Source organism: Pseudoalteromonas sp. HF66, from assembly GCF_011806445.1.
Taxonomy (GTDB): domain Bacteria; phylum Pseudomonadota; class Gammaproteobacteria; order Enterobacterales; family Alteromonadaceae; genus Pseudoalteromonas; species Pseudoalteromonas apostichopi.
Window position 1 is genome coordinate 237,815 of record NZ_JAATOU010000002.1, and the last position, 16,907, is coordinate 254,721.

The window sequence follows — 16,907 nt, forward strand, 5'->3', positions numbered from 1 at the left end:
AGTTAATTTTAAAGTTATTCTAAGCTAAGATAAGTTCACTACTAAGCTGTACTGAATTAAGGATTTATTTTGCTAGCAAAGATATTTAAAGGCATTTGGACCGGGATTAATTTTTCCCGCCGTTTGGTCCTAAACATATTATTTTTATTACTAGTAATTTTCTTCTTTGTTGCCATCACTGGTGAAGAAGACCAAGTAAAGGTAGCAGATGGAACCGTGCTACGCCTAAACTTAAACGGCCCAATTGTTGAAGAAAAAACCTATGTTGATCCTGTAGAAGCAGCTATCAACGATGCAACAATGGGCAAAGAAGCACCATCAGAGATCCTTCTTGATGATGTTGTTGAAGTGATCAACGAAGCGACCAAAGATGATCGCATCACTGTAATGCTACTTGACCTGCAAAAAATGCCTAGCGCGCACATCAATAAGCTAAAACAGATAACCAAAGCAATTGATGCATTTAAAGCTGCTGGAAAACAAGTTATTGCTACAGGTTACTACTACACACAAGCACAATATTATATTGCTGCCCATGCTAATGAAGTATCAATGCACCCATATGGCGGTGTTAGCATTGAAGGTTACGGCATGTTCCCGCTTTACTTCAAAGATGCCCTTGAGAAATTAAAAGTAACTCAACATATTTTCCGTGTTGGTACTTATAAATCAGCTGTAGAACCGTTTATTCGTAATGACATGTCAGATGCAGCAAAAGAAGCTAACCGTGTCTGGTTAACAGCTCTTTGGAACGAGTATAAAACTGATGTTGCAGCGAGTCGTCCATTCGATGAAAGCAATTTTGATGAGGATATGGAAGTATATCTAACAAAAATGCAAGCAGTTGACGGTAACTCAGGTCAGTATGCGTTAAATAATCAATGGGTTGATTCTTTAAAAACATCACAACAAATTCGCCAGCAACTTATTGAGTTAGTGGGTGCAGAAGAAACGGGTAAAACTTTTAAACAGGTTAGCTTTCGTGAGTATTTATCACTTGTAAAACCACCCGTTGAGTTCGATAACCCAATCACTGAAAAAGTTGCCGTTGTTGTTGCTAAAGGAACGATTGTAGATGGCGAGCGCAAAGCCGGTGAAATTGGCGGTGATTCGACAGCTGCCCTACTTCGTAAAGCACGCCTAGATGACAAAGTAAAAGCTGTTGTACTTCGTATTGACTCAGGTGGTGGTAGCATGTTCGCCTCTGAAGTGATCCGCGCTGAAGTATTAGCTCTAAAAGCAGCAGGTAAACCAGTAATTGCATCAATGAGCTCAGTGGCAGCATCAGGTGGGTACTGGATTGCATCAGCAGCCAATGAAATTTGGGCTGCTCCTAGCACAATCACAGGTTCAATCGGTGTATTCGGTACTTTCATGACTTTTGAAAACACCATGGCTGAATTGGGTATTTATTCAGACGGCGTTGCAACAACGGACCTTGCTGGTTTTTCTATAGCTCGCCCTCTTGATGAGAAAATGTCAGATATCATTCAAATGAGCGTTGAAAATGCATACAAACGCTTTCTAAATGTGGTGGCTGAAGCACGTAACATGACCCCTGAACAAGTTGATAAAATTGCCCAAGGCCGTGTATGGATTGCAACTCAAGCAAAAGACCTTGGTTTAGTTGATAAGTTAGGTGATAAACAAGATGCAATTAAAGCAGCAGCTGAGCTTGCTAAGCTTAAGCATTATGATGTTAAAACCATCAAACAGTCATTAACACCACAAGAGCAGATGCTACAAGATATCTTAGGCACAGCGGCTATTCAGAGTTTCTTTGCTAAAACTGATTCATCTACATCAGTATTGGCTACGCAAGCTAACTTACAAAGCCTAATAAATCAGTTAAGTAGTGAAATTGATAACCTAAAAGATTATAACGATCCTCAAGGCGTTTACGCTCGTTGTTTAGTATGTAACGTAATTCAATAAGTTACTTAGCAAAGCAATTTTAGGTATACTAAGCCCAGTTGTTTAACTGGGCTTTTTTTATGAAACGTAAACGTATATATATCGCCTATACAGGTGGTACTATTGGTATGAAAAAATCGAGCCGAGGCTATGTTCCGGCAGAAGGTTTTTTAACAGAAACAGTGGTCAATAATGCAGAGTTTAATCGTGATGAAATGCCTTTGTTTGATATTCACGAATATTGCCCGCTTATTGATTCTTCTGATATGTCCCCTGCCCACTGGCAATTAATCGCTGACGATATCAAAAGTAAATACCAAGACTATGATGGTTTTGTAGTGCTACATGGTACCGATACCATGGCATACACAGCTTCGGCCCTGTCTTTTATGTTCGAAAACTTAACGAAACCTGTAATTGTGACTGGCTCGCAAATACCGCTCTCTCAACTGCGTTCTGATGGCCAAGTGAACTTACTAAATGCGATGTACTTAGCAGCTAATTACCCTATTGCAGAAGTAAGCCTATTTTTCAATAACCAATTGTTTCGTGGTAACCGTGCTACAAAAGCGCATGCCGATGGCTTTGATGCATTTGCTTCACCTAATCTTGAACCACTAGCACTTTCAGGAATCAATATTCAACTGATCAAAGGTCAACTTAGCCCATACGTAGATAATGAACTACAGGTATCAAATATCACACCTCAGCCAATTGGTGTGCTTTATCTATATCCCGGGATCAGTCCAAAAGTCGTGAAAAGTTTAGTTAATGACGACATTAAAGCACTTGTTTTATTAAGTTTTGGTGTGGGCAATGCCCCACAAGATCCAGCGTTTTTAGATATACTTAATGACGCAAGTAAACGCGGTATGGTAATAGTTAATTTAACACAGTGTTTAAAAGGCCAAGTAAATATGGGTGGTTATGCAACAGGTAATGCATTATTAAATTGTGGTGTCATCAGTGGCTACGATATGACATTAGAAGCCTGTTTGACTAAATTACATTACTTATTCAGCCAAAAGCTCGAGGTTGAAACTATTCGTCACTTGATGCAAGACAACTTACGTGGTGAGTTAAGCCGTTAAAATAAAATCATCAAATACAAAAAAGGCACCAATTGGTGCCTTTTTTACGCTTTTTGATAATTAACGAACTTTTTCGTCAATCTCAACTAAGTCTGTTAAATGGCATATCTCACCACTATGCGTTTTAATACCATGTTCGCCAAAATAGTCACGTTGTGCTTGTACAAGATGACCATTACTTGGTGTAGTTAACGTCGCGATGTAAGTTTGCGTTGCTGTTAACACAGGGAAAGCAAGACCCGAAGCAACTGCAGCACCTGTTACTTTTCGTAATGCTGCTGATTCACGCTGCATAGAATCGATAAACTCTACACCATCAGCTACATTATCTAAGTAATCAGCACGGATGATACAACCTGCACGCCATGTTTGTAGCGTTTTCGAAAGGTCAACTTTCCATTGATGAGCACGTGATGCACCTTTGATAAGTGCTAAGCCTTGACGATAAGCAAGTAAACTTGCCAGTGTGAATGCATCTTTTAACTCATCCAAATCTAAGTCAACTGAGTCAGTTGATTTAGCAGCGTAAGTCATTTCTTTAGCTGCATGTGTATCACAAGTATTTGTTAAGTGACGAGCTTGCACAGCTGCGACTAATGATGGTACTGCAATACCCAGTTCTAAAGCATTTTGTGCAGTCCATAGGCCTGTGCCTTTAGCGCCAACCTTATTGTCGATTAAATCAACTAGAGGTTCACCTTCAGTTGTTTCAAGGCTTAAGATATGGCTAGAGATTGACAGCAAGTAGCTATTTAAAGTTCCCTCTGACCATTCATTGAAAATATCAGCAACTTCTTTTGGTGAACGATTAGTACCTAAGCGAAGTAGTTGATACATTTCAGCGATTAATTGCATTAACGCATATTCGATACCGTTATGTACCATTTTCACAAAGTGGCCACTTGCAGATTGGCCTACTCGCGCAAAGCATGACTCACCTTTGTAGCTTGCAGCTACTTTTTCAAACCACGGCTCAACACGCTCCCAGCCGCCTTCTGAACCACTTGCCATCATAGCTGGACCATGACGTGCGCCCTCAGCACCACCAGAAATCCCCATAGTGGCAAATTCAAATTTGTTTTGATATTTAAGCTTACGGCTAATACCATCTTTATAGTTACTGTTGCCGCAATCTACGATAATGTCATCACAGTCAACACCTGCCTCTGCAAGCTCTGTACATACTTTATCAACCAATTCACCAGCAGGAACTAAAAGTAGAATTGAACGAGGTGGCTCTAAGCGTCTTACCATATCATTTAAATCTGACACAATGTGTAAACGGTCTGCTAAACCGAGTGTTTTTGCACAGCTTAGTAACTCGGCACCCGCATCTGGGTTTTTATCATAAGCTACTAAAGTCAGCCCTTTTTCAATCAGGTTGAGGGCAAGATTTTTACCCATAACGCCTAACCCTACTAATGCAACTTGCATTTAGTGTCCTCCTCGGTAACAACTATTGGTTAGTTAATCAAAATAATTACGCGCGCATTATACCCAAGCAGCCCAAAAATGCGAGCTTGAGAGCCAACTTGAGAGAAATCTAAGAAATCATGAAGCGACGTTTCGCTCAGTATATCAAAATTACTAAGGCATCGGACCAGATTTTTATAATACCCTTTAAAAAGGTATGTGTATTGACGCTACCTGACACCGGTGTCATAATAACGTCATTCATACTTTGTAAACTTTAAAATTCATACAAAGAGCCAGATTCTCATAAGTAAAAACAATCATTTTTTACTTATGAGTTCTACATTGTGCTTATGTATAAGCCTATAATTAAGGTTTATAGCACGACATTTTAATAGATAACCATCAATTCGCTTAATATATTTGAGCGCACAGGAGAATTTGATGCTAAGACGCACAAAAATTGTTGCGACCCTTGGACCGGCAACTGATCGCGATAACAACCTAGAAAAAATTATTCGTGCAGGTGCAAATGTGGTTCGTTTGAACTTCTCACATGGCGTTGCACAAGATCATAAAGACCGCGCAGAAGCGGTACGCAGCATTGCTAAGCGTTTAGGCAAACACGTTGCTATCCTTGCTGACTTACAAGGCCCTAAGATTCGTGTATCTACGTTTAAAGACGGCAAAGTAAACCTAGAAGTTGGCGCAAAATTTACCCTTGATGCAAAAATGGAAAAGGGCCAAGGCGACGTTAATGCAGTAGGTATCGACTATAAAGAGTTACCTAACGATGTTAAAACAGGCGATTTATTGTTATTAAACGACGGTTTAATTCAATTAACTGTTGATAGCGTTGATGGTGACCTAGTTCACACGACTGTTACTGTAGGTGGCGTACTTTCAAACAATAAAGGTATCAACCGTCTAGGTGGTGGTTTAACAGCCCCAGCTTTTACCGAGAAAGACAAAGAAGATTTAATCACAGCGACTGAAATTGGTGTTGATTATATTGCTGTTTCATTTCCGCGTAGTGGCGATGATATGCGTTATGTTCGATCTTTGGCAGAAGCTGCAGGCTCAAACGCACAACTACTTGCAAAAATCGAGCGTGCAGAAGCGGTTGAAACCGTTGAAGCAATCGACGATATCGTACTTGCTTCAGACGCAGTTATGGTTGCTCGTGGTGATTTAGGTGTAGAAATTGGTGATGCAGCCCTTGTTGGTAAACAAAAGCTAATTATTAGCCGTGCGCGTTCACTAAACCGTACTGTGGTTACAGCAACTCAAATGATGGAATCAATGATCGATAACCCAATGCCAACACGTGCTGAGGTTATGGATGTTGCAAACGCAGTTTTAGATGGCACTGATGCAGTTATGTTATCTGCAGAAACAGCGGCTGGTGACTACCCTGAAGAAACAGTAGCTACAATGGCTCGTGTTTGTTTAGGCGCAGAATCACAAAAAGAAACTCACGTTTCTAAGCACCGTTTAGACAGCCGTTTTTCATCAAATGCTGAATCAATTGCGTTATCTGCTATGTATGCAGCTAACCACCTAGATTCTGTAAAAGCGATTGTGACACTAACTGAATCAGGTAGCACAGCTAAACTAATGTCGCGTATTAGCTCTGGTTTACCAATTTATTCACTATCACGTCATGCTAACACACTTGGTCAGACAGCGCTTTACCGTGGTGTTTACCCTGTATTCTTCGATTCAACAAAATGTGAAGATGACAGTATGGTTCGTGACGCACTAAATACGCTTGTTGAGCAAGGTGCTCTTGTAGCAGGTGATACTGTGATTTTAACTCACGGTGATGCGATGGAAACAATTGGTGCTACCAACACAATGAAGATTGTAACAGTTTAAACTTTTTAATGTTCATTAAAAAAGGCGCAATAGATTGCGCCTTTTTTGTTTGTATTTAATTAGTTAACTAGCAAGTGCTGCTTTAACTTTGTCGCGGTAGCTGCGGCTTACTTTTAATTCTTGACCGTTATCTAACACTAAAAGGTATTCTCCACTTACTTGAGTAACAAGCTTGCTAATTTGCTTTGTATTCACTATTGCACTGCGATGAACACGGACAAATAATTGCGGATCAAGCTCTTGTTCAAGCTCTTTCATTGTTTTGCGCAGTATGTGAGTTTGTCCATCTTGGCAATGTAAGCACATATAATCGCCTGCTGCATCAACCCATTGAATTGTAATTACTGGCACACGGACAATTTCGCCCTGCTCTTTTACAGCTAATGATTCTGGATAACGACGATCAGCAAGGCTATCGCCCGTTGCTAACTTCTTTAGAATTTCTTCGCAATTATTGCCTGTAATACCTGCAACAAAGCTCGCTAGTTTTTTCTTATGGGCGTTATCTTGTTGCGTTTTTAAATAGGTATGCACTTTTTCTACCGCCTGTTTTAGTCTGTTGTCATCGACTGGTTTAAGAATATAATCCAACGCATGAATCTCGAATGCTTTTACTGCAAACTGGTCAAAAGCTGTTACAAACACAATAGCTGGTAATGGATTTACGCTCTCGCTAAGTGCTCTTGCAACTTCAAAACCGTTCATATTTGGCATTTGAATATCTAAGAAAACCAATTGAATGTTGCCTGATAAGCATTCTTCAATTGCTTCCTGACCATTGCTACATAAACGAATGACTTCTAAATCGTCAAACTCAGAAAGTCGAACAGCTAGGCCTTTTCTTGCTAACGGTTCATCATCAACGATCAAAGTTCTAATTTTGCTCATTTCTTAACAGCCTTTTCAAACGGAACGCGCAGATTAACTTTTAACCCACTTGGCGTATTGTCAGAGAGAACAAACGAGTAGTTGTTCTCATAAAGTGTTTTTAAGCGGTCCTGTGTATTTGCTATGCCAACGCCATGTGAATTAACTAGTTGACCATTTTTTAGCTCAGTGCCAGGACCATTATCGCCTACTTCCAATAATAGTTCATTTGCAAAAACTTGTGCTTTAATATCAATCACACCGCCTTCATTTAATTGCGCTATCGCATACTTAATCGAGTTTTCGATTATAGGCTGAAGGATTAAGCTTGGTACCAAGGCTTCTTTTGCTTGCTCGCTTACATCAACATTTACTTGCAAGCGCTCATCGAAGCGAACTTTTTCGATTTCAAGGTACAGCATCAATGCATGAATTTCTTGTTCTAACGGCACCTTTTTAATGGGGTCGGTATTAAGTGTATAACGCAAGAAATCACTCAATTTAGACACCATTAAATTCGCATCTTTATTCTCTTTTACCAAAATCAACGTGGAGATTGCATTTAAGGTATTAAATAAAAAATGTGGGTTAAGTTGATAACGCAGCATTTTAAGCTGTGCTTCATGAGCCATAGTGGTTGCTTTTAAAGCTTTTTGACGCTCACTTTGCAATAGCTGATAATACTTAATCCCAAAATACAAACCACTCCAACAAAGAATGATATAAACCGAATCTAAACCTTGCTGAAAGTAATAAAACCACTCATTTGGGCGGTAACCGTGACGGTAGATTTCCCATAAATTGAATTTTTGTACTACAGCCCAAAGTGTCCCAGTAACATATGAAGCACCAAAAACCACGAGCATCAATACCCAAGGTGAAGCATTCCACACTTTACGGTACATATAACGCAAAGGTACTGTCATTAAACAGCCTGCATAGGCGTTTAACACAATAACAAATACGTAAATATCACGCATTTCAAAGACTTTTGAGCCGATATAATTAACTAACGCATACCCTATCCAGCCTGCAATTTGCAAAACCCAGAAAAAGCGTTGTCGATTATCAACTAATGATTGCCAATTCAAAATATAAGATTACCTTTCATAATTATTTTTATTATACCGATAGTCACGAGAACAAAGCACTGCCGCCTATCTTAATTTTTTATAGCCTTACCGCATTATTCAGACATTAAAAAAGCGAAGACCTTGTGAGCCTTCGCTTTTTAAACGCTTTATTTTTAAGCTAATTTATCTGAAGCAACTTTATAGTTTGGATCTTCAATTACATTAACTTCAACTAAGTCACGTGCTTTATGTAATAACTGAATACAGTCTGGGCTTAAGTGACGCAAGTGTAATTGTTTGCCTGCTTTAGCGTATTTATCAGCAAGACTATCAATTGCTTCAATTGCACTGTGATCAGCTACACGGCTGTGTTTGAATTCAATGATCACATCATCAGGGTCATTTTTAACATCAAATAACTCAGCAAAGTTCTTAACCGAGCCAAAGAATAATGGACCATGAAGCTCATACACTTTAGAGCCTTGTTCATCGATGTAGTTACTCGTGTAAATGTGTTTCGCATGCTGCCAGGCAAATACTAAAGCCGATACAATGACACCCACACATACTGCAATTGCAAGGTCTGTTACTACGGTTACACCTGATACAAGTACAATCACAAAGGCATCAGACTTAGGCACACGCTTCATCATTTTGAAGCTTGCCCACTCGAAAGTACCTAAAACAACCATAAACATAACACCAACAAGCGCAGCAAGTGGGATCATTTCAATTAAACTGGCTGCAAAAATGATGAATGCTAGCAGTATTAATGCTGCACTAATGCCAGATAAACGTGAGCGACCACCCGAATTAATATTGATCATAGATTGACCAATCATCGCACAGCCACCCATTGCTCCGAAGAAACCACAGGTAATATTTGCTGCACCTTGACCAATACACTCTTTATTACTGTGGCCACGAGTTTCAGTAATTTCATCAATCAAAGTTAATGTTAATAATGACTCAATTAAACCAATTGCCGCTAAAACTAACGCATAAGGGAAGATAATTTTTAATGTTTCAAGGTTAAATGGCACCATAGGAATATGGAACTCAGGTAAACCTCCGGCAATAGTAGCTTGCTCGTTGCCAGTCATCCCTTTTAAGAAATCAAGAACTGTACGTGCTTCTAAATCAAAGCCAATCACAATCGCGGTCACGGTTACAATCGCAGCTAACGATGAAGGAACTGCAGTGGTTAACTTAGGCAAGAAGTGAATGATAGCCATAGTTAACGCTACTAAACCAAGCATAATATATAGTGCTTGCCCTTCCATCCACTGTTGACCACCCATACCATCGGGTACTTTAAATTGACCTAGTTGGGCTAAGAAAATCACAATAGCAAGACCGTTTACAAAGCCCAGCATTACTGGATGCGGGACCATTCGAATAAACTTTCCAAGCTTAAAAATACCCGCGAGCACTTGCAGTATTCCCATCAATAAGACGGTTGCAAATAAATACTCTACGCCATGATCTAATACTAAACTTACCATTACAACGGCTAGTGCACCGGTAGCACCAGAAATCATACCTGGACGACCACCAAAAATAGCCGTAATTAAGCCAACAATAAATGCGGCATATAAACCAACTAATGGTTCTACATTAGCAACAAAAGCAAACGCAACCGCTTCTGGTACTAACGCCAACGCAACTGTCAGGCCTGATAGAATATCGTTTTTAGCAGAGCTTGGCGCTTTGCTGAGTAAGTTAAACATTAAGATCCTCTTTATAGTGAATGCATTTCGGCAAGGCGCAGAATTCTAGCAAAATCTGCAAAAGTTAACAATTATTAACAACAAAACGGCTAGTGCCTAAAAGCACTAACCGTTTTCGAAAAAATAAAACGTAGTAGAAAAAGACTAAAGAGGTAGAGACGTACTACGCTTAACACAAGTCATTGTTACGTTCGAGTGAACCTCTTGTACAAATTCAAGGTTTAATAAGTTATCACGTACGAACTGCTCGTAACCCTCTATGCCTTTAGAAATAATTCGAAGCATAAAGTCCATAGTGCCGGCCATGCTGTAGCACTCAGTTACTTCATCATAGCTCATAATTAAACGCTCAAATTCAGCTAGATTTGTTCTACCGTGGTTAGATAAACGAACATGGGCGTAAACCAACATATCAAAGCCAAGCTTTTTCTCGTCAAGCAAAGCAACTTTACCTTTGATATAGCCATCTTGCTCAAGCTTAGCAATACGACGCCAACATGGAGATTGAGATAAACCAACTTTATCGGCAATTTCTGCCGTAGATAAGCTAGCATCCTGCTGTAATAATGCCAAAATTTGGCGATCTACTTGGTTCAGAGACATTTTATTTCTTTTTCTGTAAAAATACTGGTTAAATTATATAACTGATTTAAAAATCAGTCTGCCTATTTTCTACTATTTATGCAAAAAAATTGCAATTTTATACCAATCCATTTAATAAAGTATTTAGCAAATATTACGAGTTGGCATTAACCAAAACGTCCACTAATAAATGGATTTGTTTTTCGCTCATGCCCTACGGTGGTATTCGGACCGTGGCCTGGCAAAATAGCAACCTCATCTGAGAATGATAAGATCTCAGAATTAATTGATTCGATTAATTGCGCACTATCCCCTTTCGGAAAATCAGTACGACCAACAGAGCCTTGGAAAATTACATCACCTACTATCACTTGTTCTGAACCTTGGTGATAAAAAACAACATGACCAGGCGTATGCCCTGGGCAATGGCGTACTGATAATTCAAGTTCACCCACTGTGATTGTATCACCATGATTTAGCCACTTCGTTGGATAAAATGGCGAAATCGCCGTAAAACCAAACATTTGTGCTTGCATGGGTAAGGCATCAAACCAAAATTTATCATCTAAATGTGGGCCAATGATATCAACACTGAAGTGCTCTGCGAGTTGCTTTGCAGCACCCACATGGTCTAAATGACCATGTGTTAAATAAATTGCCTCTAATTGACAATTTAAAGCTGCAAGTTCAGCTTGTAGCTTTTCTGCATCACCACCTGGGTCAACTAAAGCTGCTTTATTTGTCTGCTTACAAATAATAATTCGACAGTTTTGGGCAAAACCAGTGACAGGAACAGTTATGATTTTCATGTTATTGTCCTTTTTGTAACTGCTCAAACGTCATTAAAATTGGATATTTTAAATAGCCTTGATCATAAAATGGTGTACGCTCATAAAGCCAATGCAAACGAGCATCTGCATCTTTTGCAAAGTTTTTATCTTCACGAATTTTTTTGTCAAACTCTAAAGCTAGTGCTGGCTTATCTTTTAACATTTGTCGTGCATACGGCATTAAAGCGTAATTTTCCACATACTCGGTACGCTGAAAAATAGTATTGAACTCACCCCACGCAAAATATGAATCAGGCGCTTCAGGATGTAACAAGTGCGTTGCCAGTTCAGAATAGGACTGATCCGTTGAGACTTTATACCAGCCTGTTATATCGATATTTTCAACTGTATTGTAATCAAATGTTGCCTCTACGCGAAAACGTCCTTCAAAAGGCGTTTTTGCAAATGAATAATCAGCAACGCTTGCTTGCGTTAATGGTTCAGAAATAGCTTCATTCAATGTCGTTACGTCGATACCATGAAGTTTAAGCTTTGCAACCAATTGACTGTATGCAGCCGGAATATAAAACGCTGTAGGAACATTAACGGTCTTTTTAACGTCTTTTTGCCAAAAAATTGGTAATGCGTCATAGTTTTTAGCTTCACCTAAATATTTAACTTCAGGCTGCCCTGACAATGCACTTTCTGTTCTTGAATAAGCGATACCTTTAAATTCGATAGTATCTGGCTCTTTCGCATAACCACGCTCAACGACTAATTGCGTTGGCTTAAAATCAAGCTCTTTTTTAACAGCTTCATTAAGCGCTTTATCGTTTGCAGCTAAAGCATCAATCGTACCGTCAATAAAAACATAGGTACCTAAAACACGTTGCTTGTAGGGTTTTAATGAATGATTTTCAACTAAGATGGTTGGCAGTGAACGTAAATCCCCCCAGCCATTTGAAAAACGCGGAGTAGCGACCCAACCAGCTAAGCCTTTTTTAAACTCACGCTTATCCATAACGAAAACTAGCGGACCTGGAATATGGCCTGCTTTTTCAAGCTTTGCGTCTATTACTGGTTTAAAAAGGTTATCTAACGCTTCAGAAACGCTTGGTGACTCACTGGAAAAAACGGGGTTGTAACCGTAGGTCACATCATATTGATAATCAGCGCCGTCGGTTACATGGATATCCACATATAAATCGGGTTTAAATTGATTAATTGCTTTCATCACGCCACGTACTTCTGGCGTATCAAGCTTTGTGTAATCTCGATTCAAGTTTAAATTTAGAGCATTTGTCCGAAAACCCATTTCTATAGGACCACGCTGATTTATACGGTTATATTTGCTTCTACGTTCATGACCGTCAACGTTTAAAATAGGGATAAACAGAATATTTACTTTGCTCAAAATATCGCGGCGTTTACCTGTCGCAATATCGCGTAAAAGCATAAACATGGCATCTTTGCCATCAATTTCACCGCTGTGAATACCTGCTTGAATCAAAATGGTTGGTTTTGTATCTGCTACGAGTTGTTTCGCATCAAATAAGCCTTGCTCATTCGCCACTAACATCTTGACCGCACGGTCAGAGCTACTCTTTGCAATAGTCGTGACTTTGAACTGTGTTGGATTTGCCGCAACAAGGCGATCAACAAATGCCATAGTGTCAGCATAATTTGGTGATAAAGTGCCTTCACTTAATTCAAAATCTGTGGTCAATGGCCCTTTTTCTTGCATCAAAGACACACTGTCACCTTGCCATGGTAACAATGGGGGTAAGTGGCTGTCTAAAGTTACTACAGCAGATAAAAACACTAAACTCGCAAACATATCACTCTCAAGTGCGGTACTTATTCTTTGTGGAAATTATAACAACTAATCTGAAGGGATTGCGTAAACTGCGGTGATTCAACAAAAAAATGGAGCAAACGACATACGCTATGCAGAATCGATGTTACTTATGAATATTATTTAATACCAACCCGCAATAATACTTAATCATTTTGAGGGATTAAACCTGTCGCTAACTGCGTTAAAAATTTCTCATTTAGAACAACTAAATAAAGAAATTTTCGCCTTGTTATCAACGAGGTTTTATTGCCTCAAAATAGACTACTTAATTAAGCGGATTGGAATAAGATCAAAAAAAGGAGCACTAGGCTCCTTTTTAAACTTTATGAAAAGCGAAATTAAGCCGCTAGGCCTTCTTTTGCTTTTGCAACAAGCGCTGCGAATGCAACTTGGTCATAAACAGCGATATCTGCAAGAATCTTACGATCGATTTCTACAGAAGTCTTTTTAAGACCATTGATAAAACGGCTGTATGAAAGACCGTTTTGACGAGCAGCTGCATTGATACGTGCAATCCAAAGTTGACGGAAAGTACGTTTCTTAGCACGACGGTCACGGTAAGCGTATTGACCCGCTTTAGTAACTGCCTGGAAAGCTACGCGGTAAACACGTGAACGTGCTCCGTAGTAACCTTTAGCTTGCTTTAAAACTTTTTTGTGACGTGCACGTGCGATAACACCGCGTTTAACTCTTGCCATTTCTGAAGACTCCTATTAAGCGAATGGTAACATACGTGAAACTAGACCATGGTCATTCTTATGAACCATCATCTTAGGACGTAAGTGTAATTTACGCTTAGAAGTTTTCTTAGTCAGAATGTGACGAAGATGCGCTTGTTTACGCTTGAAACCGCCAGAAGCAGTTTTCTTGAAACGCTTAGCAGCGCCTCTGTGAGTTTTTAGCTTATAAGCCATTGCAATAACTCCAAATGTATTGCTTAAACATTAGCAAGCAGGCGAGAGATATAAAATAGCTCTTCTTTAAAGGCCTAACTTACTGCCATAGTCCGGTGAAGGTTCACTACAAAAGCAGTGCAACCTTACTTAAACCGGTTATTTCAGGTGAACAGAAAACTGTTACTTGCAGACCTGAAATAAAATCGGTGCGTAATATACCGCGTTTATTGCTTTTTAGCAACAGGCGCCATCATCATAACCATCTGGCGACCTTCAACACGATTTGGGAAAGACTCTACTTGTGCAACATCTTCCAAATCAGCTTTAACACGGTTTAATAATTCAATACCAATTTCTTGGTGAGCCATTTCACGACCACGGAAACGGATAGTAATTTTAGCTTTGTCACCCGCTTCTAAGAACTTGCGTAAGTTGCGAAGCTTAACCTGGTAATCACCTTCATCCGTGCCCGGACGGAATTTGATTTCTTTAACCTGGATCTGCTTTTGCTTTTTCTTTTGTTCTTTTAGTTCTTTGCTTTTTTCAAAGATGAACTTACCGTAGTCCATAACCTTACAAACAGGTGGCTCAGCATTAGGACTGATTTCTACAAGATCTACACCCGCATCATCAGCCATAGCTTGTGCTTCTTTTAATGACACGATGCCAGCTTGTTCACCGTCAATGCCAATTAAACGAACTTCTTTAGCTGTAATATCTTCGTTGATACGATTTTTTTGAGCTGTTTGTTGCCCTTTCTTGCCGCCTCTAATGGTACGATCCTCCAAGAATATAAAATAAAAAGCGTGTAGTTGGCTGTTTGTTATGCCCTACACGCTCATGATTTATTGTCGATTTTTAATTTCTTCGCTTACTTTTGCGATAAAATCATCAACACTAAATTTGCCTAGGTCTTCACCTGTGCGAGTACGTACTGCCACCTCTTGCTGTTCAACTTCTTTATCGCCAACAACAAGTAAGTAAGGAATACGCTTTAACGTATGTTCACGGATTTTAAAGCCAATCTTCTCATTTCTCAAGTCAGCAGCGGCTCTAATTCCAAGTTTATTTAATTTTTGTACAATTTCTTGCACATAATCAGCTTGTTTATCCGTGATATTCATGATCACTACTTGCTTAGGAGCAAGCCATGTTGGGAACAATCCAGCATATTCTTCAGTTAAAATACCGATGAAACGCTCAATTGAACCTAAAATAGCACGGTGGATCATTACAGGTGTACGACGTTCATTGTTTTCTGAAACATAAGTTGCACCTAAACGACCCGGTAATGCAAAGTCTAGCTGCACTGTACCACATTGCCAAGCACGATCTAAACAGTCATAAAGTGTAAATTCAATCTTAGGACCGTAGAATGCACCTTCACCTGGTAGGTAATCAAACTCAATGTCGTTTGCTTTAAGTGCTTCAGCAAGCGCAAGCTCTGCTTTATCCCACATTTCGTCTTCACCGATACGCTTTTCTGGACGAGTAGAAAGTTTTACAACAATCTTCTCAAAGCCAAACGTTTCGTATGTGTCATAAACCATTTTAATACATGCAGAAACTTCATCCATGATTTGCTCTTCTGTACAGAAGATATGCGCATCATCTTGTGTAAATCCTCGCACACGCATTAAGCCATGAAGTGCTCCTGATGGTTCGTTACGGTGACAACAACCAAACTCAGCCATACGTAATGGTAAATCACGGTATGATTTTAAACCTTGATTAAAGATTTGTACGTGACCTGGGCAGTTCATAGGTTTGATTGCATACTCACGCTTTTCAGATTCAGTTGTGAACATCGCATCTGCGTATTTGTCCCAATGACCTGATTTTTCCCATAAACCACGGTCCATCATTAACGGGCCTTTTACTTCTTCGTAATCGTACTCACGTAGCTTTTCACGAACGAAGTCTTCTAGTTCACGGTAAATACTCCAGCCATCATTGTGCCAAAACACCATACCTGGAGCTTCTTCTTGCCAGTGCCATAAATCAAGTGCTTTACCAATACGACGGTGGTCACGCTTTTCAGCTTCTTCTAAGCGTTTTAAATATGCTTTAAGTTGCTTTTTATCTGCCCATGCTGTGCCGTAGATACGTTGCAGCATTTTGTTTTCTGAATCACCACGCCAATAGGCACCTGCCACTTTCATAATTTTAAAGTGTTGGCAGAATTTCATATTTGGTACGTGTGGACCACGACACATGTCGATGTATTCTTCGTGATGGTATAAACCCGGACGGTCATCTTTTGCAATGTTCTCGTCTAAGATTTCCATCTTATATGTTTCACCACGCGCTTCAAAAGTATCGCGTGCTTCTTGCCAGCTTACGGTCTTTTTAACAACGTCGTAGTTTGTTTTTGCAAGCTCAAGCATACGCTTTTCGATAGCATCTAAATCATCTTGGCTTAAAGAATGTTCCATATCGATATCGTAATAAAAACCATTATCGATGGTCGGACCGATTGCCATTTTTGCTTCAGGGAAAAGCTGCTTAACCGCATGACCAATAAGGTGCGCACACGAGTGACGGATGATCTCTAAACCATCATCATCTTTTGCTGTGATAATTTCTAATCGCGCATCGTCGGTGATTAAGTCACATGCATCAACACGGCTACCATTAACTCGACCGGCAATGGTTGCTTTGGCAAGTCCGGGACCGATATCGCTTGCTACGTCATATGTGCTTACTGGGTTTTCAAAACTACGCTGACTGCCGTCAGGGAGGGTAATAACTGGCATTATACATCCTTAATACAGTGGTGATGCCTACAATGCATCACATGTAATATTTTAAAATTAATTTTAAGTAACTCTGCAA

The 16,907-nt window shown here is 39.6% G+C and carries 14 protein-coding genes; 3 read left to right on the forward strand and 11 right to left on the reverse strand.

The genetic code is table 11. The features are described from left to right. Nucleotides 1-69 precede the first annotated feature (69 nt). Both sppA and ansA read left to right on the forward strand, forming a co-directional pair. A complete protein-coding gene (sppA, locus tag HCZ11_RS03930) occupies nucleotides 70-1,935 on the forward strand; it encodes a signal peptide peptidase SppA (RefSeq protein WP_167657711.1) in 1,866 nt (621 codons plus the stop codon). 59 nt (nucleotides 1,936-1,994) lie between these two features. Continuing rightward, nucleotides 1,995-3,005, forward strand: a complete 1,011-nt coding sequence (ansA, locus tag HCZ11_RS03935; protein WP_054561413.1) for an asparaginase — start codon at nucleotides 1,995-1,997, stop codon at nucleotides 3,003-3,005. Nucleotides 3,006-3,065: 60 nt separating this feature from the next. Here the strand turns inward: ansA and gndA are convergent, their stop codons facing one another. Continuing rightward, a complete protein-coding gene (gene gndA / locus HCZ11_RS03940; protein WP_130051563.1) occupies nucleotides 3,066-4,439 on the reverse strand; it encodes an NADP-dependent phosphogluconate dehydrogenase in 1,374 nt (457 codons plus the stop codon). 423 nt (nucleotides 4,440-4,862) lie between these two features. On the opposite strand from gndA, the gene pyk reads away from it, so the two are divergent. Further along, the gene (gene pyk / locus HCZ11_RS03945) at nucleotides 4,863-6,296 is read left to right on the forward strand and encodes a pyruvate kinase (RefSeq protein ID WP_130051564.1); all 1,434 of its coding nucleotides are present in this window, start codon (nucleotides 4,863-4,865) and stop codon (nucleotides 6,294-6,296) included. 63 nt (nucleotides 6,297-6,359) lie between these two features. Here pyk and HCZ11_RS03950 read toward each other — a convergent pair whose 3' ends face one another. The 10 genes from HCZ11_RS03950 to thrS all read right to left on the reverse strand — a co-directional run bounded on the left by HCZ11_RS03950 (nucleotide 6,360) and on the right by thrS (nucleotide 16,828). After that, nucleotides 6,360-7,184 carry a LytTR family DNA-binding domain-containing protein gene (locus HCZ11_RS03950; protein ID WP_130051565.1) on the reverse strand — a complete coding sequence of 275 codons (825 nt, stop codon included), beginning with the start codon at nucleotides 7,182-7,184 and terminating at the stop codon, nucleotides 6,360-6,362. Further along, nucleotides 7,181-8,254 (reverse strand): sensor histidine kinase, encoded by a 1,074-nt coding sequence (locus HCZ11_RS03955; RefSeq protein WP_130051566.1) that lies wholly within the window; start codon nucleotides 8,252-8,254, stop codon nucleotides 7,181-7,183. Before HCZ11_RS03955 ends, HCZ11_RS03950 begins: the two co-directional genes overlap by 4 nt. A gap of 155 nt (nucleotides 8,255-8,409) precedes the next feature. Continuing rightward, nucleotides 8,410-9,966, reverse strand: coding sequence for a SulP family inorganic anion transporter (locus HCZ11_RS03960; protein ID WP_167657712.1), 1,557 nt, complete (start codon nucleotides 9,964-9,966; stop codon nucleotides 8,410-8,412). A 144-nt stretch (nucleotides 9,967-10,110) separates the two neighbouring features. Beyond that, nucleotides 10,111-10,569: an Lrp/AsnC family transcriptional regulator gene (locus tag HCZ11_RS03965; RefSeq protein WP_036968198.1), complete on the reverse strand. Its 459-nt coding sequence runs from the start codon at nucleotides 10,567-10,569 to the stop codon at nucleotides 10,111-10,113. Between the two features lie 146 nt (nucleotides 10,570-10,715). Further along, nucleotides 10,716-11,357 (reverse strand): MBL fold metallo-hydrolase, encoded by a 642-nt coding sequence (locus HCZ11_RS03970; protein ID WP_167657713.1) that lies wholly within the window; start codon nucleotides 11,355-11,357, stop codon nucleotides 10,716-10,718. A 1-nt stretch (nucleotide 11,358) separates the two neighbouring features. After that, nucleotides 11,359-13,155 (reverse strand): M14 family metallopeptidase, encoded by a 1,797-nt coding sequence (locus HCZ11_RS03975; RefSeq protein WP_167657714.1) that lies wholly within the window; start codon nucleotides 13,153-13,155, stop codon nucleotides 11,359-11,361. Nucleotides 13,156-13,514: 359 nt separating this feature from the next. Beyond that, complete coding sequence (gene rplT / locus HCZ11_RS03980) at nucleotides 13,515-13,874, reverse strand: 50S ribosomal protein L20 (RefSeq protein ID WP_036968189.1); 360 nt, start codon at nucleotides 13,872-13,874, stop codon at nucleotides 13,515-13,517. 15 nt (nucleotides 13,875-13,889) lie between these two features. Then, nucleotides 13,890-14,090 (reverse strand): 50S ribosomal protein L35, encoded by a 201-nt coding sequence (rpmI, locus tag HCZ11_RS03985; RefSeq protein WP_054554888.1) that lies wholly within the window; start codon nucleotides 14,088-14,090, stop codon nucleotides 13,890-13,892. Between the two features lie 206 nt (nucleotides 14,091-14,296). Continuing rightward, nucleotides 14,297-14,860 (reverse strand): translation initiation factor IF-3, encoded by a 564-nt coding sequence (infC, locus tag HCZ11_RS03990; RefSeq protein WP_130051570.1) that lies wholly within the window; start codon nucleotides 14,858-14,860, stop codon nucleotides 14,297-14,299. 57 nt (nucleotides 14,861-14,917) lie between these two features. Then, the gene (thrS, locus tag HCZ11_RS03995) at nucleotides 14,918-16,828 is read right to left on the reverse strand and encodes a threonine--tRNA ligase (protein WP_167657715.1); all 1,911 of its coding nucleotides are present in this window, start codon (nucleotides 16,826-16,828) and stop codon (nucleotides 14,918-14,920) included. Between the last annotated feature and the right edge of the window lie 79 nt (nucleotides 16,829-16,907).